Below are 24,498 nucleotides of genomic sequence, written 5' to 3' on the forward strand. Positions count from 1 at the left end.
TTGATGGAGCGGCGGATGCCGCGAATCGCCAACCGGACTCATCCGTGAGTCAAGAACATGTCGGTCAACAGGTAACCCGCGCGTGGCGGGTGCGATCAGGGCGCGACGTACTGCTGGGTCGCGCTGTCGAAGGTGTAGTGCACGGCGTCGTCGGCACCCAGTGCGCGGGTCTTGCCGGGGCCTTCGATGGTGGTGCCCTTGAAGGTCACGGTCAGTCGCGGCAGGCCGTTGCCGTCGGCAGCGAAGACCAGTTCGCCATCGCTGTCGGTGCAGGGCATCACGTTGCCGTCGTCGCAGGCGGCGCTGTTGTCCTCACCCGTGCGCACTGAACCGACATAGCGCCAGACCTTGCTGTCCACGTCGTCTTCGCTGCGCCTGGGGTTGAACAGCAGCAGCGCATAGCCGGTGCTGCTGATGCCGCGGTCGAAGCTGCTGGTCGGCACCGCCAGCAGCAGGCGACCATCGGCCGTGCGATGTTCAAGCGGCTTGCGCCGGGTATCGACATCGTCGGCCTTGTCGTACGCGCCCAGTGCGCCGATGGTCCATTCCTGGCCACGGAACTTCCATGGCTTCCTGGCGTCGGTGCCGGCCAGCACGAAGGTGGCCTCGGCAAGGTTGGCGCGGTCATCCGGACCGGCCGGCGTCTGCTCGCCCGGCTTGCCGTAGTGCTCGCGGGTATCCCAGGAGAAACCCGTGTAGTACGTGGTGCCATCGAGAGTGAAGGTGTGGCCGAACCAGAAGGTCGCCACGCTGCCGTTCTGGACCTCATAGGAGGTCGCGCCATCGCCGTCCACCTGGTAGGTGAAATACATCACGGTCGGCGCGTCGGGCGGGGTGGCGGCGGCATCGGGGGTGGGGGTCTGCATCGGGGCAACATCCTGTCGGGGCGCATTGGCAGCCTGCGCAGGGGCGCCGGGCTGGGAGGACGAGGGGGCCGGATCGGCGGCGCTGCAGGCGGCAGCGGAAAGAGAGACGAGCAGGCACGCCGCGAATGCGCGCAGAGGCCGCAACGGCAGGGTCCAACATAGCTTGGGGGGATGATGCATGCGCCTCTCCATGGTCAGCGTTGCCGGGCCAGACGGCCGGCAGGAAACCGCGCCACGTCCACCAGGAACGGGAGCGAGGACATGAGCCGGTCGATTCCTTCGACCTCGCATTGAGAACTCATGCCGGACCATCTTGGCACAGATCGGCGGCCGGTCAAAGAGGGCGGTGGCAGCTGACCTTCTTGTGTGATCTGGCTCTCAGATCTTGCCGTCGCGCAGGTAATCGAACAGCTCGGCGTCGCCCTTGAGGCCCAGTTTGAGCATGGCGTCACCCTTCTGCCGGCTGATGGTGCTGACGCTCTTGTGCAGCTGCAGCGAGATTTCCTTCACGGTCATGCCGGTGCCCAGCAGCCGCAGCACCTCCACCTCGCGTGGCGACAGTGGCTTGCCGTCGCCCTCGCGCATGCGCCAGCTGCCAGCGGCCTCGACCCGCTCGCGCAGGCTGCGGCTGATGTAGGGCTGGCCCCGGTAGACCGCCTGGATGGCCTGTGGCAGTTCGTCCATCGACGAACTCTTGTCGACCAGGCCGAGCACGCCGCTGTCGAGCACCATGCGCAGGATCGCCAGGTTGTTGGAGACACTGAGCATCAGCACCGGCAGGTCGGGATGACGGCGGCGGATCATGCCGATCATGGCGAAGCCGTCGGCCTGGGGACTGCCCGGCATGGAGTAGTCGGTTACCAGCAGGTCACAGGGTTGGCTGCCGAGCAGGGCCATCAGCGCCTGCGCGCTGTCGGCTTCGCCGACCACGCGGCCCACCCCGCTCGATTCGATGACGGCACGGGTACCGATACGGACCACCGGGTGGTCGTCTGCGATGATGATGCGCAAGCTCATGCTCTAGTATGGCCACCGGGCACGCCGGACCGCGACCATCGCGGTTCCTGGCAGATTCTAGGAGATCAACGCCGATGCGTAGCTGGGCTGTTCGCGGGCTGGTCCTGCTGCTGGCCGTGCTGGTGCTGCCTGCGGCGCTGGCACAGGCGGTGCCTGGGCTTTTGCCGCTCAGCCCGCTGCAGCGCGAGTACCTTGCCGCGCATCCGAGCATCGTCGTGGGCCAGTATGACAGTGGCTGGCCGCCGTTCGAGTCCCTCCGTGATGGCCAGCAGGTCGGCCTGGGCCCGGATTATCTGTCGCTTCTCGCCCGTCAGCTGGGCGTGAAGGTGGAGGCACGGCGCTATCCCGACTGGACATCCGTGCTGGATGCGGCATGTCGTGGCGAGATCGATGTAGTGATGAATGTCGGTCTCAGTGCCGACCGCACCCGCTGCATGGTCTATACCGCCGCCTATGGCGAGGCACCGCTGGCCCTGGTGGGACGCCCGGATGACCTGCGTGCCTCCGACATCCCCGACCTGGATGGACTGCGGGTGGTGATCGAGCAGGACTTCCTGACCGGCCCGCAGGTGCGGGCGCGCTTTCCCCGGGCACGACAGCTTGTCGCAAACAGCTCGTTGGCGGCGCTGGAGATGGTCAGAGACGACAAGGCAGACGTTTACATCGGCAATGCCTACGTGGCCACCGAACTGATCGCACGCGAGGACCTGCAGGGGGTCGTGCTGCTGCGCCCCAGCGATCTGCCGCCCGAACGGCTGCACTTCGGTGTTCCCAACAGCAAGCAGCCGTTGGCCGAAGCATTGGACCTGGCACTGGCTGCGACCAGCCAGGCCCAGCGCGATGCGCTGGTGCAGCGCTGGCTGCCACCTCCGCAGTGGTCGGCATCGGCACAGCTGGCGTTGAGCCAGGCCGAGAAACGGGTATTGGAGCAGCCGTTGAAGATCGGCTTCGCGCCGAACGCGGCGCCGCTGTCGTTCGCGGACCAGGATGGCAACCCCAGTGGCCTGGCCAGCGAATACCTGCGGCGCCTGCTGCAGGCTGGCGCCAACCTGCAGGTGGAAAACAGCCATGACTGGTACGAGGTGCGCGAGAAGGCGCGTCGCGGCGAGCTGCAGGCGGTGATGGGCATTCCTGCCGATTCTCGCTACCTGGGCCCGGACTGGGTGTTCAGCCAGCCCTTCATCAGCGTGCCGAACGTGATCGTCAGCCGGCGTGACAGCCCGGCGTTGCTGGGCCTGTCCGACCTGCAGGGCAAACGGGTGCTGCTGTCCGATCCGGAACGCGTGCGTGGCTATGTGCTGCAGCAGGCGCCGCAGGCGCGGATCATCGCGGCACGCAGCGCGGAACAGGCCCTGCAGCGCCTGATCAATGGCGACGCCGATGCCTACGTAGGCAACCTGGCACTGGTTGACCATCTGCTGCGCAACCGCTTCCCGGGGCGCCTGCAGGTGGCGGCACCGGCAGGTTTCAACGATCAGCTGGTGCTGGCGGTTGAGCGTCGCCATGCCGCCCTGGCCACCACCTTCGACCGCCTGCTGCTGCAGATGACGCCGCGCAAGCGCGAGGCCCTGCGCGGGGACTGGCTGGCCGTCGAGTACCGCAACGGCCTGGACTGGAACAGCGCGATGCGCTGGGGCGTGCCGCTGCTGCTGGTGCTGCTCACCGCGCTGCTGGTGCACGCCATCGGGCATTGGCGGCTGCGCCGCGAGGTGGCCGGACGGCGTCACCTGGAACAGCGCCTGGCCGAAGTCACCGACAACCTGCCCGCCGTGGTCTATCAGGCTCGCCGCGCGGCAGACGGAACCCTCAGCTTCCCGTTCATTGCCGGTGACCTGCAGGCGTTGTTCGGGATCAGCCGGCAGCAGGCCGAACAGGATGCAATGTGCCTGCTGGAGCGCATCGAGGAAGACGACCGCGAGCACATCCTGCATGCGGTCGAGCAGGCGGCGCGCCAGTTCGCACCGCTTGTTCTCGAGTTCCGGCTGCGACCTGAAGGCACCGGCGCGCGCTGGGTGCGCAGCCAGGCCCATCCCTATGCGGCGGAAGCGGGCGTGGTCACCTGGAGTGGATACTGGGTGGATGTCAGCGAGGCGCGTGCACAGGCCGAGGCCCTCACTGCGGCCAAGGCTGACGCCGAACAGGCGGCGGAGGCGAAGTCGCGTTTCCTGGCGACCATGAGCCATGAAATCCGAACGCCGATGAGTGGCGTGCTGGGCATGCTGGAAGTGCTGGCGCATTCGCCGCTGGATGCCGAGCAGCAGCGCATCCTAGGGGTGATCGAGGATTCGGCGCAGATGCTGCGGCAGATCCTCGACGATATTCTTGACTACTCGCGGCTTGAGGCCGGCGCGCTGCGCCTGGAACCGGTGCCGCAGCCGCTGCGGCCATTGCTGGAAAGCGTGTGCCGGTTGTTGTCGGCGCAGGCCAGTGCACGTGGGCTGGACCTGCACGTGCAGATCGACCCGCAGCTGGCGGCCGCGCACGAAGTGGATGGCGTGCGCCTGCGCCAGATCGTGTTCAACCTGCTCAGCAACGCCATCAAGTTCACCGTGCGCGGCGAAGTGCGGCTGCAGCTGGACGTGCTGGGGCCGACCGCCGAAGACGGCAGCCAGCCGCTGTGCCTGAGCGTCACCGACACCGGCATCGGCATCGCGCCGGAACAGCTGCAGCACCTGTTTGCGCCGTTCACCCAGGCCGGTGCCTACATCCAGCGCGACCATGGGGGTACTGGCCTGGGCCTGAGCATCTGCCAGCGCCTGGTGCAGATGATGGACGGCGAGCTGGAGCTGCACAGCACGCTGGGCGAAGGGACCCGCGCCGAGGTGCGGCTGTCGCTGGTGGAAGCCGGCAGCGGTGATGTGGAAGCGCTGGTCGCCGAGCAGGAACAGGCCTCGCTGCTGCCGCCGGCGCTGCGCCAGGCGCGGGTGCTGGTGATCGAAGACCACCCGACCAACCAGGCGATGATGGCCTGGCGACTGCAGCAGCTGGGGGTGCCGCATGTGATGGTCGGTGACGGCCAGCAGGGCTTGGATCGGCTGTCGTCGGAGAGTTTCGATCTGGTGATCACCGACTGCCGGATGCCGGTGCTCGATGGCTTCGGTTTCACCCGCCTGCTGCGCGAACGCGAGGGCCGCAACGGCCAGCCGCGGCTGACCGTGCTGGCGCTGACCGCCAGCGTGCTGGATGACGATGCACGGCGCTGCCGCGAGGCCGGCATGGACGAAGTGCTGGCCAAGCCGCTGTCACTGGCCACGCTGCGCACCGCACTGCTGCGCTGGTTGCCGCAGGCGCAGGGACAGTCGTTCGAGGAGCCGCAGGCCGGGTCCGCCGCCGACGATGCTGGGACGCTGCCCGATCTGGACAGCCTGCAGCGGCGCTTCGGCTCACGTGCGGTGGCCGAGCAGCTGCGCGACAGCCTGTTGCAGGCCAGCGAGGGCGATCTTGCCGCCGTGCAGCGCGCGCTGCAGGCTGGAGATCGCGAGGCGGCCGCACTGCACCTGCATCGTCAGGCCGGTGGGTTGGGCGCGGTGGGAGCGACAGTGCTGGCCGGGCAGGCCAATGCGTTGGTGGAGCGTCTGCAGGATTCGGCGGAAGCCGATGTGGCGCCGTTGTTCGCGGCAGTGGCGGAATTTGTGGCACGGCTGCAGCGACAGCTGCAGCGCCTGGCTCACTGAGCCGACTGCTGCTGCAGGTAGGCGATCACCAGTGCGCGGCGTTCGGCGCTGGGGAAGGCGTTGTACATGCGCGTGCCGGGTACCATGTGGGTGGGCGACTGCAGGAACGCATCCAGGGTCTGCGCGGTCCAGGTGATATCGGCGCGGCGCATGCCGTCGGAATAGCCATAGTCCGGCAGGCTGCCAGCGCGGCGGCCGATCACGCCGTGCAGATTGGGTCCGAAGCGGTGGATGCCACCAGGTTGCACGGTGTGGCAGCCGGCGCACAGCTCGAACGCGCGCTGCATGGCCTGCTGCTGCGCCTGTTCCGGCGTGGCCGGTGCCGCAGGCGGGCGCTGGCAGGCCGTGGCCGTCAGGGTCAAAGCAATGGTGATGAGCAGGCGGAAAGCACGCATGGGCGGGCAGGATAGCGACGCAGCGGGGCAGGTGGGCTGCGACACGCGGTCGCAGCCCGGAGCAATCACATGCCCGAATAGTTCGGGCCGCCACCGCCCTGCGGGGTCACCCAGACGATGTTCTGGGTCGGGTCCTTGATGTCGCAGGTCTTGCAGTGCACGCAGTTCTGCGCGTTGATCTGCAGGCGCGCGTTGTCGGCTTCACCGACGAACTCGTACACACCCGCCGGGCAGTAGCGGGCTTCCGGGCCGGCGTACTCGGCCAGGTTCACCTTCACCGGAATGCTGGGGTCCTTCAGCGTCAGGTGGCTGGGCTGGTTCTCGTCGTGGTTGGTGCTGCTGAGGAACACCGAGCTGAGACGGTCGAAGGTCAGCACGCCATCCGGCTTCGGGTAGGCGATGCGGGTGTGCTTGGCCGCCGGCTCCAGGCAGACGTGATCCGGCTGCGTGCGGTGCAGGGTCCACGGCGGATTGCGCACGCCCAGCTTTGGCAGCAGCCACTGCTCCACGCCGGTCATCAGCGTGGCCACGGTCTGGCCCTTCTTGAACCACTGCTTGAAGTTCTTGGCCTGCTGCAGTTCGGTGAACAGCCAGCTGGCTTCGAACGCCTTCGGGTAGGCGCTCAGTTCATCGTGCTGGCGGTCGGCGGCCAGCGCGTCGAACGCGGCATCGGCGCACAGCATGCCGGTCTTGATCGCGGCATGGCTGCCCTTGATGCGGCTGGCGTTGAGGTAGCCGGCCTCGCAGCCGACCAGCGCGCCACCGGGGAACACGGTCTTGGGCAGCGACAGCAGGCCACCGGCGGTGATCGCACGCGCGCCGTAACCGATGCGGGTGCCACCCTCCAGGTGCTTGCGGATGGACGGATGGGTCTTGAAGCGCTGGAATTCCTCGAACGGGCTCAGCCACGGGTTCCTGTAGTCCAGGCCAACCACATAACCGATGGCGACCTTGCCGCCGTCGGCGTGGTACAGAAACGCGCCGCCATAGGTGTCGCTGTCCAGCGGCCAACCGGCGGCGTGCACCACCAGGCCCGGCTCATGCTTGGCCGGGTCGATCTGCCACAGTTCCTTGATGCCGATGCCGTAGGCCTGCGGGTCCTTGCCTTCATCGAGCTTGTAGCGCGCGATCAGCTGGCGGCCGAGGTGGCCGCGTGCGCCTTCGGCGAAGATCGTGTACTTGGCCTGCAGCGCCATGCCGCGTTCGAAGGCCGGGCCGATGCTGCCGTCCTTCTCGATGCCCATGTCGCCGGTGGCCACGCCGATCACTTCACCATTGTCGCCGTACAGCACCTCGGCTGCGGCGAAGCCGGGGAAGATCGCCACTTCCAGCGCTTCGGCCTGCTGCGCCAGCCAGCGGGTCACTTCACCCAGGCTGATGATGTAGTTGCCTTCGTTGTGGAAGCACTCCGGCAGCAGCGCATTGGGCGTGCTGCGTGCGCCGGTTTCGCTGAGGAACAGGAATTCGTCGCGGGTGACCTTCTGCTTCAGCGGTGCGCCGCGCTCGGCCCAGTCCGGGAACAGTTCGGTCAGCGCGCGCGGATCCATCACGGCGCCGGACAGGACGTGCGCGCCCGGTTCGGAGCCCTTCTCCAGCACGCACACCGACAGGTCGCGGCCGGCTTCGATCGCGCGCTGGCGCAGGCGGATCGCGGTGGCCAGGCCGGCGGGGCCGGCGCCGACGATCACCACGTCGAACTCCATTACTTCACGCGGGGGCAGGGCGTTGGCTTCAGCGCTCATCGATTGCATGACTCGTGGGTAGGGCCGGCATCGGGGCCACCGGCGGTGCCTGGGAATCGCGCGTGCAGCCACGAGCGAAACGGTTGTTTGAATGTGTCAGGGTACCGGGCCGCGCGTGATCGAGCTAGATCGACGATGTTCACGTCATGATTGCTGCGGTGCAGCGTAATGCACGTGGCCGGGTAGGTGCCAACCTTGGTTGGCACATTGTTTCACCGCCCGGACCCGCTTCCGTGTGGACCAAGGTCCACACCTGCCAGACGCGATGCTTGCGGATGACCGACAATGGCCGGGTCCTGACTGCGCGTGAGTGCCATGGCTTTGCATCCGTACGATCTGTTCGATGTCCGTTCCCTGCTCAACGAGGAAGAGCGCGCGGTGCAGGAGAGCGTCGCCCGCTTCACCAACGAGCGCGTGCTGCCGATCATCGGCGATGCCTTCGACCAGGCCCGCTTCCCTTCAGAGCTTGTGCCGGAGATCGCCGCGCTGGGCCTGCTCGGTGCCACTCTTCCGGCCGAATACGGCGGCGGCGACCTCGGTGCGGTCAGCTATGGCCTGATCTGCCAGGAGCTGGAGCGCGGCGATTCGGGCCTGCGCAGCTTCGTCTCGGTGCAGAGCTCGCTGTGCATGTACCCGATCTATGCCTACGGCAGCGAGGAGCAACGCCAGCAGTGGCTGCCGGCGATGGCGCGCGGTGAGCTGATCGGCTGCTTCGGCCTGACCGAGGCACACGGCGGTTCCGATCCGGCCAGCATGAAGACCCGCGCGGTGCGCGACGGCAGCGACTGGCGCATCAGCGGCAGCAAGATGTGGATCACCAGCGGCCCGGTGGCCGATCTGGCCATCGTCTGGGCGCAGACCGAGGACGGCATCCAGGGCTTCGTGCTGGAAAAGGGCATGGCCGGCTTCACCACGCAGGAGATCAAGCACAAGATGAGCCTGCGCGCGTCGCTGACCGGCGCGTTGTTCTTCGACGACGTGCGCGTGCCCGACAGCCACCGCCTGCCGAACGTGAAGGGCCTGAAGGGCCCGCTGGGTTGCCTGACCCAGGCCCGCTACGGCATCAGCTGGGGCCCGATCGGCGCTGCCATTGCCTGCCTGGATGAAGCGCTGGGCTATGCCAAGGAACGCGTGCTGTTCGGTCGCCCGCTGGCGGCCACGCAGAGCGCGCAGATCAAGCTGGCCGAAATGGCCCGCCGCATCACCACCGCGCAGCTGCTGGCGCTGCAGCTGGGCCGCCTGAAGGAAGCTGGCCAGCTGCAGCCGCAGCAGGTCAGCCTGGCCAAGTGGAACAACTGCCGCATGGCCATCGACATCGCCCGTGAGTGTCGCGATCTGCTGGGCGGGGCCGGCATCACCACCGAGCATGTAGCGATCCGGCATGCGCTGAACCTGGAATCGGTGATCACCTATGAAGGCACCGAGACCGTGCACCAGCTGGTGATCGGCCGCGAACTGACCGGCATCAACGCGTTCTAGGCGGTGCGGGGAACACCATCCACGCATGGCGTGGATCTGCTGCACATGGCACCTGCCACGGCCACCTGGGATGTGCTTTGGTAGGTGCCAACCTTGGTTGGCACATTCCTTCAGCGCGCGACCGGGCATCGGTGCGGACCAGGGTCCGCACCCACCAGAAGCAGGTCCACACCCACCTGAGGCGGTTTACGCGCCGCCAGCAAACCCGTGCTGCCGCCACGCTTCGTACATCACCACCGCAACGGTGTTGGAAAGATTGAGGCTGCGGTTGTCCGGCCGCATCGGCAGGCGCAGGTGGCGGCCATCGGGCAAGGCATCGAGCACGTCCTGCGGCAGGCCGCGGCTTTCCGGGCCGAACAGGAAGGCATCGCCATCTTCAAAGGCCACGCTGTCGTAGCGCACGCTGGCCCGGGTACTCAGTGCGAACAAGCGCTTTGGTGCGATCCGCGCCAGCGCGGTGTCCAGGTCGGGGTGGACCTGCAGGCGCGAGTACTCGTGGTAGTCCAGGCCGGCGCGCTTGAGCTGCTTGTCTTCCAGTGCGAAGCCGAGCGGCTCGACCAGGTGCAGCTGCGCGCCGGTGTTGGCGCAGAGCCGGATCACATTGCCCGTGTTGGGCGGGATTTCCGGTTGGAACAGGATCACGTGGAACTGGGGCGCGGCATTCATCGGCGCAGTGTACCTGCGACGACCGCCGCCTTTACGGCGCACGCCCTGCGCTGGGCAGGGCGGCACCGCTTACGGGCGCAGCAGGACCTGGGCGGTTTCGGTGGCCAGAGCCTGCAGGTCGGCGGCGCTCGGGCGCACCTGCAGGGCCGGCAGGTTGACGATGACCGAGTTGGCGACGTTGGTGGCGGCAGCAGCCAGGGTGGCGGCGTAGCGCTGGGCTTCCATTTCGGCGGCCAGGGCGACGCGCTGTTCCAGGCTCGGGCGCACTTCCACCGAGGCCAGGGTGGTGATCGGCATCGCGGCAGCAACCGGGGCGGCAACGTAGCCGTTGCGCTCGGCCAGCTGGTCGGCGCTCGGGCGCACTTCCACGGTGGCCAGGGTCGGGATGCCGCTGGCCTGTTCCCAGGCCTGCTGGGCCAGCTGGTCGGCGGCCGGGCGGACCTGCACGGTGGCCAGGGTCGGGATGGATTCGGAGGCCTGCACCGACGAAACAACCGCGGTGCCGGCGATCAGGGCGATGGCGATGGCAATGGTCTTGGCGTTCATGACGGGGCCTGTTTAGTGTTGGTGATCAGTGGTGTGGTAGTAAGGTAGTACACCGATTCTGGGCTTGCAAGGAAAATTTTCGGTTTCCTGCATGTGTTCAGTCTTCAGTCAGCTTTCATCTGAAGCCCTTCCTGGCGCAGGAAGTACCAAGCAATCCCCGTGCCAACTTTTAGTTGTTGATTTGCAAGAGTTTTTGTTTGGTCGAGAAGTGTCCGGTAGGCGGACACCTGTCCATTCGATGTGCTGCGGACACTGTCCGGACGGTCCTGGCGGGCGCTTGTGACCGGTCAGGCAGCGCAGATCGGCGCTGCGGATGGGGCACAGGGGCAAACACCCCCAGTGACTGCTGGCCGATTCCTGCCGCTGCGTGCGCAGGCTAGGATCGGGGTTCACCTATGTGACCAAGGATCCGGATATGTCTCTCGCCCTTCGCCCGCGCGCTGCACTGCTGGCCGTCGCCCTCAGCACCGCCCTGGGCACGCTTGTGCCTTCCCATGCGCTGGCGGCCAAGCCGGCCGCACCGGCCAAGGTCGATATCCCGTATGAGCAGTTCACCCTGCCCAACGGCCTGCGCGTGATCGTGCATACCGATCGCAAGGCGCCGATCGTCGCCGTCAACGTCTGGTACCACGTGGGCAGCAAGGACGAACCGGCCGGCCGTACCGGCTTCGCGCACCTGTTCGAACACCTGATGTTCCAGGGCAGCGAAAACCACGACGGCGAATTCTTCGAACCGTTCAAGCAGGTCGGTGCCACCAACCAGAACGGCACCACCAATACCGACCGCACCAACTACTTCGAGAACGTGCCCACCACCGCGCTGGACATGGCGCTGTGGATGGAGTCGGACCGCATGGGCCATCTGGTCGGTGCGATCGACCAGGCGGCGCTGGACGAGCAGCGTGGCGTGGTGCAGAACGAGAAGCGCCAGGGCGAGAACCAGCCCTACGGTCAGGCCTGGGACCAGCTCAACAAGGCGCTGTACCCGGTAGGCCACCCGTATCACCACGGCGTGATCGGTTCGATGAACGATCTGAACGCGGCGTCGCTGGATGACGTGAAGACCTGGTTCCGCACCTGGTACGGCCCGAACAATGCGGTGCTGGTGCTGGCCGGCGACATCGACCTGGCCACTGCCAAGGAAAAGGTCGGCAAGTACTTCGGCAGCATCCCGGCCGGCCCGACCATGGCGCAGCCGGCAGTGAACGTGGCCAAGCGCAACGCCGACACGCGCGAGACGATGACCGACAAGGTGCCGCAGGCGCGCATCTACCGCGCCTGGAACGTGCCGCAGGTCGGCACCACCGATGTCGATCAGCTGCAGCTGTTCGCGCAGGTCCTGGGCGGTGCCAAGTCCTCGCGCCTGAGCCAGCGCCTGCAGCACCAGGACAAACTGGTGGACAGCATCGCCTCGGGCCTTTCGACCTCGCAGCTGGGTTCGAACTTCGTGATCATGGCGACGGTCAAGCAGGGCCAGGACCCGGCCAAGGTCGAGAAGATCATCGACGAGGAACTGGACCGCCTGATCAACCATGGCCCCACCGCGGCCGAGCTGGAGCGCGCCAAGACCGGTGCCCGCGCCGGCTTCATCCGCGGCATCGAGCGCATCGGCGGCTTCGGCGGCAAGGCCGACGCACTGGCCGAGTGCGCGGTGTTCACCGGCGACCCGGGCTGCTTCCGCACCTCGCTGGCCAACATCGAGAAGGCCAGTGCCGCTGATCTGAGCCGGCTGGGCGCGCAGTGGCTGGACAAGGGCAGCCACACCCTGGTGATCGCACCGGGTGAGCGTGTGGCGCTGAAGGAAGACCCGAGCCAGGCACCGAAGCCGTTCAACGTTCCCGCGGTGGACCCCAAGTACAGCACCCTGCCGGAGCAGGTCGACCGCAAGGCCGGCGTGCCGCAGACCCGCGAGTTCCCGCAGCTGAAGTTCCCGGCGCTGCAGCGCGCCACGCTGAAGAACGGCACCCAGGTGATCCTGGCCGAACGCCACGAGATTCCGGTGGTGCAGTTCAGCTACCAGTTCCCGGGCGGCTTCAGCGCCGACCAGGGCCGCAAGCCGGGCACCGCCAACTTCACCATGAGCCTGATGACCGAAGGCGCCGGCAAGCTCGGCTCGCTGGCCTTCGCCGATGCTGCCGATGCGCTGGGCGCCAGCCTGGATGCCTCGGCCGGCCTGGACTCGATGAGCGTGGACCTGTCGGCACTGAAGGAGAACCTGGCACCGTCGCTGGCGCTGTACCGCGACCTGCTGCGCGAGCCGCGCTTCGAGCAGGGTGAGATCGACCGGGTCAAGGCGACCTGGATCGCCGGCATCCAGCAGGAGAAGGTCAACCCGGGTGCGGTGGCGATGCGCGTGCTGCCGCCACTGCTGTATGGCAAGGGCCACCCGTATGCCATTCCGTTCACTGGCAGTGGTGATGAGGCGGCGATCAGCGGCCTGACCCGCGAAGATCTGGTTGATTTCCACCACGACTGGCTGCGCCCGCAGAACGGCACCCTGATCGTGGTCGGTGATACCACGCTGGCGGAAATCGTGCCGCTGCTGGACAAGCAGCTGGGCGACTGGAAGGCTGCCGGCGATGCTCCGCAGGTGAAGGCGGCGACCGACGTCGCATTGCCGAAGGGCCCGCGTGTGTTCCTGATCGACCAGCCGGGCGCGGTGCAGGCCAACCTGTTCGCCGGCCAGGTGGTCGCGCCGTCCAGCGCCACCAGCTCGACCCGCTTCGATATCGCCAACGGCGTGATCGGTGGCGACTTCACCTCGCGCCTGAACATGAACCTGCGTGAGGACAAGCACTGGTCGTACGGTGCGCGCAGCAGCGCGATCAATTCGGTGGGCCAGCGCCCGTGGATGGCCAGCGCGCCGGTGCAGATCGACAAGACCGGCCCGGCGATGGCGGAAATGCGCAAGGAAATCGCCGCGTTCGCCGACGGCAGCAAGCCGGCCACCGCCGCCGAGGTCAACCGCATCCGCAACATCCAGACCCTGAGCCTGCCCGGTGCCTACGAGACCGCCAGCGCGGTGGCGTCGACCATCGGTTCGATCGTGCAGTTCAAGCGCCCGGATGACTACGTGCTGCGCCGCAAGGCCGAGATCGAGGCGATGACACCGGCACAGGTGCAGCAGGCCGCCGCCGAGATCAAGCCGCAGGCGCTGACCTGGGTGGTGGTGGGTGACCTCAAGCAGACCGAAGCGGCCGTGCGCGCGCTGAACCTGGGCGAGGTGACGGTGATCGATGCCGAAGGCAATCCGGTCAAGAAGTAAGGCAATACCCGGCCCGCCATGGGGCGGGCCGGCTCCTCCGGTAGTGCCGGCCGCTGGCCGGCAACTCCGTGACCCGAAGGCGGGGTCAGGCTCCCCTGCGGGGGATCTGACCCCACCCACCCACCGGCTACCCCCGATTCAGGCTGTTCAGGCAGAATCCCCCCATACCCTCCCAGGATCTGCCCATGCGCGTTCTGCTGCTTTCCTCCCTGCTGCTCACCGTCACCGCCTGTACCTGGGTGCCGATCGAACCGGCCGGCAAGGCGACCCGCGTGCTGCCGGCAGGCCCGGTTCCCGCTGGCTGCATCGCCAAGGGCGAGGTGGTGGTGACCGTGAAGAGCAAGGTCGGCTTCTACAACCGCAACCCGCTGCGTGTGCAGGAAGAGCTGGAAACCCTGGCCCGCAACGAGGCGCCGAGCGCCGGTGCCAATGCCGTGCAGGCCGCCGCGGCTCCGGCCGATGGCAGTCAGCGCTTCGCCGCTTTCCAGTGCCCGCCGCGCTGAACGCTTCACCATACGGCCAAGCCTGAATTCGTAAAGATGCGGTGAAGGCCCCGGGGGTTATAGAATAGCGCCCCCTTTTGCCTGAGCCTTGGCGCTAACCTCGATGCTCTTCAAGAATGTCTCGATCGCCGGCCTGGCACACGTTGATGCGCCGCACACGCTGACGACCAAGGAAATCAACGAGCGGCTGCAGCCGACGTTGGATCGCCTCGGTATCCGCACCGACGTGCTCGGCGATATCGCCGGCATCCATGCCCGCCGCCTGTGGGACAACGGCGTGCTTGCGTCCGATGCCGCCACCATGGCCGGCCGCAAGGCGCTGGAAGACGCGGGCATCGATGCAACGCAGGTTGGCCTGCTGGTCAACACCTCGGTCAGCCGCGACTACCTGGAGCCGTCCACGGCCTCCATCGTGTCGGGCAACCTCGGCGTCAGCGACGAGTGCATGACCTTCGACGTCGCCAATGCCTGCCTGGCCTTCATCAACGGCATGGATATCGCGGCGCGCATGATCGAGCGCGGCGACATCGACTACGCGCTGGTGGTGGATGGCGAGACCGCCAACCTGGTGTACGAGAAGACCCTGGAGCGCATGACCGCCCCGGACGTCACCGCCGACGACTTCCGCAACGAGCTGGCCGCCCTGACCACGGGTTCGGGCGCCGCCGCGATGGTGATGGCGCGCTCGGAGCTGGTGCCGGATGCGCCGCGCTACAAGGGCGGCGTGACCCGCTCTGCCACCGAGTGGAACCAGCTGTGCCTGGGCAACCTGGACCGCATGGTCACCGACACCCGCCTGCTGCTGATCGAAGGCATCAAGCTGGCGCAGAAGACCTTCAGTGCCGCCAAGATCGCACTCGGCTGGGCCGTGGAAGAGCTGGACCAGTTCGTGATCCACCAGGTCAGCCAGCCGCACACCGCTGCGTTCATCAAGAACTTCGGCATCGACCCGAAGAAGGTCATGACCATCTTCGGCGAGCACGGCAACATCGGCCCGGCCTCGGTGCCGATCGTGCTGAGCAAGCTCAAGCAGCTGGGCAAGCTGAAGAAGGGCGATCGCATCGCGCTTCTGGGTATTGGCTCGGGCCTGAACTGTTCGATGGCTGAAGTGGTCTGGTAAGCAGCCCGCTGCCCGACCTCCTGTAGAGCCGAGCCATGCTCGGCTCACGCGCGCAGCGCGGCTCTTCCGCAGCGGACCGGAGAGCAGCCGAGCATCGGCTCGGCTCTACACCGCGCCGCGATTCTCCCCAGGTACTCCGCATGCGCGATCTTCCCGGTTACCCCGCCCACCCGCAGCGCTTCGAGGTCCGCCCCGGCCTGTCGATGAACTATCTCGACGAAGGCCCGCGCGATGGCGAAGTGGTGGTGATGGTGCATGGCAACCCTTCGTGGAGCTATTACTGGCGCACGCTGGTGGCCGGCCTGTCGGACACGTACCGCTGCATCGTGCCGGATCACATCGGCATGGGCCTGTCGGACAAGCCCGATGACAGCCGCTACGAGTACACGCTGCAGTCGCGCGTGGACGACCTTGATGCGCTGCTGAAGCACCTGGGCATCACCGGTCCGGTGACCCTGGCCGTGCACGACTGGGGCGGCATGATCGGCTTCGGCTGGGCGCTGTCGCACCACGACCAGGTGAAGCGCCTGGTGGTGCTCAACACCGCCGCGTTCCCGATGCCGGCAGCGAAGAAGATGCCGTGGCAGATCGCGCTGGGCCGGCACTGGAAGATCGGCGAGTGGATCATCCGCACCTTCAACGCGTTCTCGTCCGGTGCCTCGTGGCTGGGTGTGGAGCGGAAGATGCCGGCCGATGTGCGCCGCGCCTACGTGTCGCCGTACAACAGCTACGCCAACCGCATCAGCACCATCCGTTTCATGCAGGACATCCCGCTGTCGCCGGCCGACAAGGCCTGGTCGCTGCTGGAGCGGGCCGGCAAGGCGCTGCCGTCGTTCGCCGACCGCCCGGCCTTCCTCGGCTGGGGCCTGCGCGACTTCGTGTTCGACCACCACTTCCTGAAGGGCTTCCAGGCGGCGCTACCGCAGGCCCAGGTGCATGCCTTCGAGGATGCCGGGCATTACGTGCTGGAAGACAAGCACGAAGTGCTGGTGCCGGAAATCCGCGCGTTCCTGGACAAGAACCCGATCTGAGGTGTGCCGACCAACGGTCGGCACCCACCGGAAGAGGACATGGGTAGGTGCCGACCGTTGGTCGGCACACCCGAAGGGTTCATGAGGTTGCCGGCCAGCGGCCGGCGCTACCACTACGCCGCGATCGGCGCCTGCGGTGACGGGCTGTTGCCGTTGTCGTCCGGGTGGTCGTCGTCGTTGCCCGCTTCGTCGCGCCAGCGCCAGTCGGCCAGGGTCAACGGATCCAGGCCATAGGCAATGCGCGCCTTGTCGCACTGCGGGCTGGCCTTGCCGTACTCCCACGATGCATCCACCTCACGGCACACGCTGGGCCGGTTGGGGTGGATGGTGCAGCGTGAATACACGCCGATCTGCGCATCCAGCGCCACGCAGCGCACCGGCTTGGAGTGGGTGCCGCGCATGCACAGGCGATGCGGGTCCAGCACCTCGGTCAGCTGGTGCGGTACGCCGCCGGGGGTGACCTCGTCTGATTCCATCCAGTGGAAGGCCACGCGGTATTGGGTGCAGCAGGCGCCGCAGGTCATGCAGGGATGTTGCATGGGCAAGCCGCCTCGGGCGGCAGTCGGAATCAGGAACGAGGGTGCGGATTTTCCACGAAGTTCGCCGCCGCGCAAGAAATTCCGTAAGCGGCGACAATGAACGGATGAACCGACCCTGCAATATTGCCTCCCGTTTGCCTGAACTGGCGCGTGAACGGCCCGACCAGATCGCCATCCGCTGCCCGGGCCGCCGTGGCGCCGGCAACGGCATGGCCGCCTACGACGTGACCCTGGATTACCGCCAGCTGGACGCCCGCAGCGACGCCATGGCGGCTGGCCTGGCAGGCTACGGGATCGGCCGCGGGGTGCGCACGGTGGTGATGGTGCGGCCGTCGCCGGAGTTCTTCCTGTTGATGTTTGCCCTGTTCAAACTGGGTGCGGTGCCGGTGCTGGTCGACCCGGGCATCGACAAACGCGCGCTGAAGCAGTGCCTGGATGAGGCGCAGCCGGAGGCTTTCATTGGCATTCCGCTGGCACACGTGGCGCGGTTGGCGCTGCGCTGGGCGCCCTCGGCGACCCGCCTGGTCACCGTCGGCCGCCGCCTCGGCTGGGGCGGGACCACGCTGGCCGCGCTGGAGCGCGCCGGTGCCAACGGGGGGGCGATGCTGGCCGCCACCGATGGCGAGGACATGGCCGCGATCCTGTTCACCAGCGGCTCCACCGGCGTGCCCAAGGGCGTGGTCTACCGCCACCGTCATTTCGTCGGCCAGATCCAGCTGCTGGGCAGTGCCTTCGGCATGGAAGCGGGCGGCGTGGACCTGCCGACCTTCCCGCCGTTTGCCTTGTTCGACCCGGCGCTGGGCCTGACCTCGGTGATCCCGGACATGGACCCGACCCGGCCGGCACAGGCCGACCCGGCACGCCTGCATGACGCCATCCAGCGCTTCGGCGTGACCCAGCTGTTTGGCTCGCCTGCGCTGATGCGGGTGCTGGCCCGTCACGGCCGGCCGTTGCCGACGGTGACCCGGGTGACCTCGGCCGGTGCGCCGGTGCCGCCGGATGTGGTCGCCACCATCCGCAGCCTGTTGCCGGCCGATGCGCAGTTCTGGACCCCGTACGGCGCCACCGAGTGCCTGCCGGTGGCGGTGGTGGAAGGCCGCGAGCTGGAGCGCACCCGTGCCGCCACCGAGGCCGGTGCCGGTACCTGCGTGGGCAGCGTGGTTGAACCGAATGAGGTGCGCATCATCGGCATCGATGACGCACCGTTGGCCGACTGGTCGCAGGCGCGCGTGCTGGCCACCGGCGAGGTGGGCGAGATCACCGTGGCCGGACCGACCGCTACCGACAGTTACTTCAACCGCCCGCAGGCCACCGCGGCGGCGAAGATCCGCGAGACGCTGGCCGATGGCAGCACGCGCGTGGTGCATCGCATGGGTGACGTGGGCTACTTCGATGCGCAGGGCCGCCTGTGGTTCTGCGGCCGCAAGACCCATCGCGTGGAAACCGCACAGGGGCCGCTGTACACCGAACAGGTGGAGCCGGTGTTCAACACCGTGCCGGGTGTGGCGCGCACGGCACTGGTTGGCGTTGGCCCGGCGGGTGCGCAGGTGCCGGTGCTGTGCGTGGAACTGCAGCGTGGCCAGAGCGACAGCCCGGCATTGCGCGAGGCGCTGCGCGCCCAGGCCACCCTGCGATTGCCCGAGGCGAACCTGCAGCACGTACTGATGCACCCCGCGTTCCCCGTCGATATCCGTCACAACGCCAAGATCGGCCGCGAGAAGCTCGCCGTCTGGGCCAGCGCCGAACTGGAGAAGCGCGCATGAAGATCCTGGTCACCGGTGGTGGTGGTTTCCTTGGCCAGGCGCTGTGCCGTGGGCTGGTCGAACGTGGCCACCAGGTGCTGGCGTTCAACCGCAGCCACTACCCGGAACTGCAGGCCATGGGCGTGGGCCAGATCCGCGGCGATCTGGCCGATGCGCAGGCGGTGCTGCACGCGGTGGCCGGCGTCGATGCGGTATTTCACAACGGCGCCAAGGCCGGCGCCTGGGGCAGCTATGACAGCTACCACCAGGCCAACGTGGTCGGCACCGACAACGTGATCGCCGCCTGCCGCGCGCACGGCATCAGCCGGCTGGTCTACACCTCCACGCCCAGCGTGACCCACCGCGCGACCCACCCGGTGGAAGGCCTGGGGGCTGATGAGGTGCCGTACGGCGAGGACTTCCAGGCACCGTATGCGGCGACCAAGGCGATCGCCGAACAGCGCGTGCTGGCGGCCAATGACGCCTCGTTGGCGACGGTGGCGCTGCGCCCGCGCCTGATCTGGGGCCCGGGCGACCAGCAGCTGGTGCCGCGCCTGGCCGAACGTGCGCGGCAGGGCCGCCTGCGGCTGGTCGGCGATGGCAACAACAAGGTCGATACCACTTACATCGACAACGCCGCGCTCGCGCATTTCCTCGCCTTCGAAGCATTGGCACCGGGCGCGGCTTGTGCGGGCAAGGCCTACTTCATTTCCAACGGCGAACCGCTGCCCATGCGCGAGCTGGTCAACAAGCTGCTGTCCGCGGTGGGGGCACCAACGGTGGACAAGGCGATCAGCTTCAAGACCGCTTATCGAATCGGTGCGGTCTGCGAGCGGCTGTGGCCGCTGCTGCGCCTGCGTGGCGAGCCGCCGCTGACCCGCTTCCTGGCCGAGCAGCTGTGCACGCCGCACTGGTACAGCATGGAGCCGGCGCGCCGTGACTTCGGCTACGTGCCGCAGGTCAGCATTGAAGAAGGGCTGCGCAGGCTGAAGGCTTCATCTGCCGCATAGGTCGCCATCACTGGTTGCACACCGCCAGATCGGGAGGATGGACCCACGCCATCCAACGGCCCGGACATCTGCGAGGAGCACCATGCTGCATTACGCCGTTATTTTCTTCGTCATCGCCATCATCGCTGCCGTGCTCGGCTTCTCCGGCATCGCCGGTGCCGCCAGCAACATCGCCTGGATCCTGTTCGTTGTGTTCCTGGTACTGGCAGTGATTTCGATGTTCCGCAAGCGCGGCTAGAAGACCGCTGGGTAGTGCCGGCCGCTGGCCGGCACTGCTCTTTCCGGTGGGTGCCGACCGTTGGTCGGCACGCCATGGTCTGGTAGGTGCCTACCTTGGTTGGCACGCCTTTTGTAGAGTCGAACATCGCTCGACGCTACAGAGACACAGAGCGCCTCAACACAGCGCTGTGCAATCCGCGATCGGCTTCATGGCGCTCCAGCGCCAGTTCGATCAGGCGCGTGATCAGCGTGGTGTAGTCCACACCGCTGGCGCCCCACAGCTTCGGGTACATGCTGATGCGGGTGAAGCCCGGCAGCGTGTTGACCTCGTTGATGACGATCTCACCGCCTGCGGTGAGGAATACATCCACGCGCGCCATGCCCGCACACTCCAGCGCCTGGTAGGCCCGCAGCGCGATCTGCTGGATACGCGCCTGGGTTGCAGCATCGATATCCGCCGGCACGACCACCTCGGCGCCATCCTCGTTGATGTACTTGGTGTCGTAGGCGTAGAACTCGTCGTGCACCACCACCTCGCCGCACAGGCTGGCCTGCGGCTGTTCGTTGCCCAGCACCGCGCACTCGATCTCACGGCCGACCACCGCCGATTCGACCAGCACCTTGTGGTCATAGCGCAGCGCCAATGCAAGTGCCTCGGCGAAGCCCGCCGCATCCTTGACCTTGCTCACACCCACCGACGAACCCTGGTTGGCCGGCTTCACGAACAACGGCAGGCCGAGCTGCGCGATCACCGCATCGACATCGACGTCAGCGGCCTGGTGACGCCGGATGCACAGCCACGGTGCCACCTGCAGGCCAGCGTCGCGCAACAGGCGCTTGGTCACGTCCTTGTCCATCGCCACCGCCGAGCCCAGCACCGGCGAACCGACGAAGGGCAGGTTCGCCATGCGCAGCATCCCCTGCAGCGCACCGTCCTCGCCCAGCGGCCCGTGCACGATCGGCAGCACCACATCGATCTGGCCCAGCGCGCTGGCCGCATCGGACGGCTGCAGCTGTGCCTGCTCAGCACCCGGGCGTACCGCCAGCGACGTGCCGGACCGATGCAGCGCGATGCGCGACGGATCATCGGCATTTATCAGGAAGGTATCCGGCTGGCTCAGATGCCACTGGCCCTGCTTGTCGATACCGACCAGCACCGGCTCGAAGCGCTCGCGATCAAGCGCATCGAGGATGTTCTTCGCCGACTGCAGCGAAACTTCGTGCTCGGAGGACTTGCCCCCGAAGATGATGCCGATCCGGGTCCGTGCCATGGTGTTGCGATGTCCTGTGCGTTGCGTGGCCTCATAGCATGAACCTTCATCGGCCCTCCGCGTGAGGCACAGATGAACCAGAAATCCATCCACGCATGGCGTGGATCTAGCGTCCTCCATGGCCCATCAATAGGGGGTCAGAGCCCGTTGCGCAGCAACGGGATCCGACCCCGGATAGCCTGACAGATCGCAGGAACCTGTCGAAGGCGGGGTGGGGCCGGTTGCGGGGGCGTGAGCCGCATGGGCCCGAGGCATGCCTCGGGCGGGTTGGGCAGGACGCCCAACCCCGGTCTTGCCGTGTGCGCAGGACAGCGCACACGAGCATGCGGCGACCGAGCTTACAGGGACGTACTTGCAGCGGCCCCCGCAACCGGCCCCATCCCGCCTACCCACGGAATGCCCGCTGTTGCTTCGGCTGTTGCCGTTGCCGTTGCCGTTGCTGTTGCATCTGCGGGTGCCGGGCGGCAGCCCGGCCCAAGCCCCCCACCCACGCAGGTAGAATGCGCACATGGCTCTCTCCCTGCTCAAGTCCCTCAAGCCGGTCGCTGGCCGCGCCCTGCAGATCGCCCTGAACCGCGCGCTGGCGCTGGATCCGGATACCCGCCATGCACTGGCCAGCCTCGACGGCCGGCACATCGACCTGACCCTGGAAGCGCCGTCGCTGGCCATGCGCATCAGCGTCGACGGTGATGCACTGCGGGTCGGCCCGGTGGACGCGCAGGAAGCCGACCTGGCCGTGCGCAGCAGCCTGGCCGGCGTGCTGGCGCAGCTGCCGCTGCTGGCCAACGCACGGCGCGGCGACAACAACGGCAAGGGTCGCGTGCGCGTGGCCGGTGATGCCGAACTGGCGCGTCGCCTGCAGCAGCTGGCCAAGGGCTTCGACCCTGACTGGCAGCAGCCCTTCGTCAGCGTGTTCGGCGAGGTGCTGGGCGTGCAGGTGGCCAACACCCTGCGCGGTGCCCTTCAGCACGCGCGCCAGGGCGCGATCGACCTGGCCCACAGCGCCGCCGAGTTCATCACCGAGGAATCGCGTGACGTGGTGCCGCGCGCCGAGCTGGATGCCTTCCACGACGATGTGGACGTGCTGCGCGATGACGTCGAACGCCTCGGTGCCCGCGTGCAGCGTCTGCGGGGTGCTGCATGAAGGCCGTGCTGCGTGCCAGCCGCATCGGCCGGGTGATCCTGCGTTACCGCCTCGACGACCTGTTGCAGGGCACTCCTGCCGAGCGCTGGCTGCGCCTGGCCAAGCCGTTCGTGCCGCGCGCCTCGGCCGACATCGCCGCTCAGTCGCGCGGTGCACGCCTGCGTCTGGCGCTGCAGGATCTGGGCCCGATCTTCGTCAAGTTCGGCCAGATCCTGTCCACCCGCCGCGACCTGGTGCCGCCGGATGTGGCCAATGAACTGACCCTGCTGCAGGACCGGGTCAAGCCGTTCGATGGTGAGACCGCGCGTCGCATCGTCGAGGAAGCGCTGGGCCTGCCGGTCAGCGAAGCCTTCGCCAGCTTCGATACCGAACCGCTGGCCTCGGCCTCGATCGCGCAGGTGCACGCGGCGACGCTGGCCGATGGCCGCCAGGTGGTGGTCAAGGTGCTGCGCCCGGGCATCGAGAAGCAGATCGACGCCGATATCGCGTTGCTCAATTCGCTGGCTGCCCTGGTCGAGCGCACCCACCCGCGCGCCGACAAGATCCGCCCGCGCGAAGTGGTGGCCGAAGTCGAGAACACCCTGGCTGCCGAGCTGGACCTGCAGCGCGAAGGCGCCAATGCCAGCGTGCTGCGCCGCTTCTGGGAAAACAGCGACGATCTGTACGTGCCGGAAGTGATCTGGAGCCACACCGCCGAGCGGGCACTGACCCTGGAACGCGTGTGGGGCATCCCGTCCGATGACATCGCCGCACTGGACAAGGCCGGCATCGACCGCAAGGCGCTGGCCGCCAAGGGCGTGCGGGTGTTCTACACCCAGGTGTTCCGCGACAACTTCTTCCACGCCGATGCGCACGCCGGCAACATCTGGGTCGACACCGATCCGGCGCGCCGCGCCAACCCGCGTTTCATCGCGCTGGACTTCGGCATCATGGGCCAGCTCTCGCAGGAAGATCAGTACTACCTGGCCGAGAACTTCATGGCCATCTTCAACCGGGATTACCGCCGCATCGCCGAACTGCACGTGCAGGCGCGCTGGATGCCGGACAACGTGCGCATCGATGACCTCGAGGCCGCCGTGCGTTCGGTGTGCGAGCCGTACTTCACCCGGCCGCTGTCGCAGATCTCGCTGGCCGAAGTGCTGATGAAGCTGTTCCGCGTGGCCCAGCGTTACCAGCTGACCCTGCAGCCGCAGCTGATCCTGCTGCAGAAGACCCTGCTGAACATCGAAGGCGTCGGCCGCCAGCTCGACCCGCAGATCGACATCTGGGCGGTGGCCAAGCCGGTGCTGGCGAAGATCCTGCGCGAGCGTTACAGCCCGCGCCGGGTGGTACGCGAGATCGGCAAGCGCCTGCCGGAAATCATGACCCATGCGCCGGACATGCCGCGCCTGGTGCACGCCTGGCTGACCCAGCAGGTGGAAGGCCGCCACGAACTGTCGATGCGTTCGCGCGACCTGGCCGCACTGGATGCCAGCGTGCAGCGCCTGCAGAAGCATGCGGTCGGCGCGATCACCGGTGTCGGCCTGCTGGCCATCGCTGCACTGATGTATGTGCTGCAGCCGCCGGGCTGGTACTGGGGCGACGTGCCGGCGTGGAGCTGGCTGTCCGGTGCGGTCGGCGCAGTGGCGCTGCTGCGCGCGTGGTGGAAGTAGGCCCCATGCTGCAGGCACTCAAGGACGAACTGATCCGCTTCGGCGCCGACAACGACGCACGCGAAAGCGAGCGCGGCCGACGCATGCTCAACATCACGCCCGACACCGGTGAATTCCTGTCGGTGCTGGTGCGCTTCGGCAACGCTCGCCGGGTGCTGGAAATCGGTACGTCCAACGGCTATTCCACGCTGTGGCTGGCCGAGGCAGCCACAGCCATCGACGGCCACGTGACCACGCTGGAGTACGCCGACGACAAGGTGGCGATGGCGCGAGCCACGTTTGCACGGAGTGGCCTGGGTGATCGCATCAGCCTGGTCCGTGGCGATGCCGGGCTCTGGCTGGCGCAGGCCGCCGATGCCTGCATCGACCTGCTGTTCCTCGATTCGGACCGCGGGCAGTACGCCGGCTGGTGGCCGCAGCTGCGCCGCGTGCTGCGTCCCGGTGGCCTGCTGGTGGTGGACAACGCCACCTCGCATGCGGAAGAGATGCAACCGCTGCGCGTGCTGCTGGACGCTGATCCGGACTTCAGCACCAGCCTGGTGCCGGTGGGCAACGGCGAGCTGTTGGCCGTGCGCAGCGCCTGACCGCTCTACAGGTAGGTGCCAACCTTGGTTGGC

20 protein-coding genes are annotated in these 24,498 nt (G+C 67.4%); 12 read left to right on the plus strand and 8 right to left on the minus strand.

What is annotated here, in order from left to right; translation table 11 throughout:
* Window positions 1-95: 95 nt before the first annotated feature.
* Together ACZK3W_RS00700 and ACZK3W_RS00705 are read right to left on the minus strand one after the other, a co-directional pair.
* Window positions 96-866: a hypothetical protein gene (locus ACZK3W_RS00700; RefSeq protein WP_478450302.1), complete on the minus strand. Its 771-nt coding sequence runs from the start codon at window positions 864-866 to the stop codon at window positions 96-98.
* A 378-nt stretch (window positions 867-1,244) separates the two neighbouring features.
* Window positions 1,245-1,883, minus strand: a complete 639-nt coding sequence (locus tag ACZK3W_RS00705; RefSeq protein WP_032130138.1) for a response regulator — start codon at window positions 1,881-1,883, stop codon at window positions 1,245-1,247.
* Between the two features lie 74 nt (window positions 1,884-1,957).
* Here ACZK3W_RS00705 and ACZK3W_RS00710 point away from each other — a divergent pair, with 74 nt between their 5' ends.
* Window positions 1,958-5,557: an ATP-binding protein gene (locus tag ACZK3W_RS00710; RefSeq protein WP_478450303.1), complete on the plus strand. Its 3,600-nt coding sequence runs from the start codon at window positions 1,958-1,960 to the stop codon at window positions 5,555-5,557.
* On the opposite strand, the gene ACZK3W_RS00715 is transcribed toward ACZK3W_RS00710, so the two are convergent.
* Window positions 5,551-5,952 carry a c-type cytochrome gene (locus tag ACZK3W_RS00715; protein WP_478450304.1) on the minus strand — a complete coding sequence of 134 codons (402 nt, stop codon included), beginning with the start codon at window positions 5,950-5,952 and terminating at the stop codon, window positions 5,551-5,553. The two genes, ACZK3W_RS00710 and ACZK3W_RS00715, sit on opposite strands and share 7 nt — an antisense overlap.
* A gap of 65 nt (window positions 5,953-6,017) precedes the next feature.
* On the minus strand, window positions 6,018-7,694 hold the full coding sequence (locus ACZK3W_RS00720) for an electron transfer flavoprotein-ubiquinone oxidoreductase (protein ID WP_049461849.1): 1,677 nt from the start codon (window positions 7,692-7,694) through the stop codon (window positions 6,018-6,020).
* A 315-nt stretch (window positions 7,695-8,009) separates the two neighbouring features.
* On the opposite strand from ACZK3W_RS00720, the gene ACZK3W_RS00725 reads away from it, so the two are divergent.
* Window positions 8,010-9,173 carry an acyl-CoA dehydrogenase family protein gene (locus ACZK3W_RS00725; protein WP_071228793.1) on the plus strand — a complete coding sequence of 388 codons (1,164 nt, stop codon included), beginning with the start codon at window positions 8,010-8,012 and terminating at the stop codon, window positions 9,171-9,173.
* Between the two features lie 186 nt (window positions 9,174-9,359).
* Here the strand turns inward: ACZK3W_RS00725 and ACZK3W_RS00730 are convergent, their stop codons facing one another.
* Both ACZK3W_RS00730 and ACZK3W_RS00735 read right to left on the minus strand, forming a co-directional pair.
* A complete protein-coding gene (locus tag ACZK3W_RS00730) occupies window positions 9,360-9,839 on the minus strand; it encodes a tRNA (cytidine(34)-2'-O)-methyltransferase (protein ID WP_293798866.1) in 480 nt (159 codons plus the stop codon).
* Between the two features lie 69 nt (window positions 9,840-9,908).
* The gene (locus ACZK3W_RS00735; protein ID WP_125893093.1) at window positions 9,909-10,385 is read right to left on the minus strand and encodes an XAC0231 family protein; all 477 of its coding nucleotides are present in this window, start codon (window positions 10,383-10,385) and stop codon (window positions 9,909-9,911) included.
* Between the two features lie 415 nt (window positions 10,386-10,800).
* Here ACZK3W_RS00735 and ACZK3W_RS00740 point away from each other — a divergent pair, with 415 nt between their 5' ends.
* The 4 genes from ACZK3W_RS00740 to ACZK3W_RS00755 all read left to right on the plus strand — a co-directional run bounded on the left by ACZK3W_RS00740 (window position 10,801) and on the right by ACZK3W_RS00755 (window position 16,304).
* Window positions 10,801-13,650: a M16 family metallopeptidase gene (locus ACZK3W_RS00740; RefSeq protein WP_478450305.1), complete on the plus strand. Its 2,850-nt coding sequence runs from the start codon at window positions 10,801-10,803 to the stop codon at window positions 13,648-13,650.
* A gap of 185 nt (window positions 13,651-13,835) precedes the next feature.
* A complete protein-coding gene (locus tag ACZK3W_RS00745) occupies window positions 13,836-14,153 on the plus strand; it encodes a DUF4156 domain-containing protein (protein ID WP_005407628.1) in 318 nt (105 codons plus the stop codon).
* Between the two features lie 103 nt (window positions 14,154-14,256).
* Window positions 14,257-15,273 (plus strand): 3-oxoacyl-ACP synthase III, encoded by a 1,017-nt coding sequence (locus tag ACZK3W_RS00750; RefSeq protein WP_107431623.1) that lies wholly within the window; start codon window positions 14,257-14,259, stop codon window positions 15,271-15,273.
* 140 nt (window positions 15,274-15,413) lie between these two features.
* Window positions 15,414-16,304 carry an alpha/beta fold hydrolase gene (locus ACZK3W_RS00755; RefSeq protein WP_478446540.1) on the plus strand — a complete coding sequence of 297 codons (891 nt, stop codon included), beginning with the start codon at window positions 15,414-15,416 and terminating at the stop codon, window positions 16,302-16,304.
* Window positions 16,305-16,417: 113 nt separating this feature from the next.
* On the opposite strand, the gene ACZK3W_RS00760 is transcribed toward ACZK3W_RS00755, so the two are convergent.
* Window positions 16,418-16,843 (minus strand): YkgJ family cysteine cluster protein, encoded by a 426-nt coding sequence (locus tag ACZK3W_RS00760; protein ID WP_004135417.1) that lies wholly within the window; start codon window positions 16,841-16,843, stop codon window positions 16,418-16,420.
* 104 nt (window positions 16,844-16,947) lie between these two features.
* On the opposite strand from ACZK3W_RS00760, the gene oleC reads away from it, so the two are divergent.
* The 3 genes from oleC (at window position 16,948) to ACZK3W_RS00775 (ending at window position 19,833) form a co-directional block, all read left to right on the plus strand.
* A complete protein-coding gene (oleC, locus tag ACZK3W_RS00765) occupies window positions 16,948-18,606 on the plus strand; it encodes an olefin beta-lactone synthetase (RefSeq protein WP_478450306.1) in 1,659 nt (552 codons plus the stop codon).
* A complete protein-coding gene (oleD, locus tag ACZK3W_RS00770; RefSeq protein WP_032130147.1) occupies window positions 18,603-19,595 on the plus strand; it encodes a 2-alkyl-3-oxoalkanoate reductase in 993 nt (330 codons plus the stop codon). Before oleC ends, oleD begins: the two co-directional genes overlap by 4 nt.
* An 82-nt stretch (window positions 19,596-19,677) precedes the next feature.
* Entirely contained in the window at window positions 19,678-19,833 is a 156-nt protein-coding gene (locus ACZK3W_RS00775; protein WP_004153593.1) for a DUF1328 domain-containing protein, read from the plus strand.
* 136 nt (window positions 19,834-19,969) lie between these two features.
* Here ACZK3W_RS00775 and ddlA read toward each other — a convergent pair whose 3' ends face one another.
* On the minus strand, window positions 19,970-21,085 hold the full coding sequence (ddlA, locus tag ACZK3W_RS00780) for a D-alanine--D-alanine ligase (RefSeq protein WP_478450307.1): 1,116 nt from the start codon (window positions 21,083-21,085) through the stop codon (window positions 19,970-19,972).
* Window positions 21,086-21,593: 508 nt separating this feature from the next.
* On the opposite strand from ddlA, the gene ACZK3W_RS00785 reads away from it, so the two are divergent.
* The 3 genes from ACZK3W_RS00785 to ACZK3W_RS00795 are packed head-to-tail and all read left to right on the plus strand — an operon-like array spanning window position 21,594 to window position 24,465.
* A complete protein-coding gene (locus ACZK3W_RS00785) occupies window positions 21,594-22,229 on the plus strand; it encodes a ubiquinone biosynthesis accessory factor UbiJ (protein WP_132808782.1) in 636 nt (211 codons plus the stop codon).
* Window positions 22,226-23,881, plus strand: a complete 1,656-nt coding sequence (ubiB, locus tag ACZK3W_RS00790) for a ubiquinone biosynthesis regulatory protein kinase UbiB (RefSeq protein WP_110710728.1) — start codon at window positions 22,226-22,228, stop codon at window positions 23,879-23,881. Before ACZK3W_RS00785 ends, ubiB begins: the two co-directional genes overlap by 4 nt.
* A gap of 5 nt (window positions 23,882-23,886) precedes the next feature.
* Window positions 23,887-24,465, plus strand: coding sequence for an O-methyltransferase (locus tag ACZK3W_RS00795; RefSeq protein ID WP_125895905.1), 579 nt, complete (start codon window positions 23,887-23,889; stop codon window positions 24,463-24,465).
* The last annotated feature ends 33 nt before the right edge of the window (window positions 24,466-24,498 follow it).

Source organism: Stenotrophomonas sp. 80084_Sma (genome assembly GCF_056481995.1).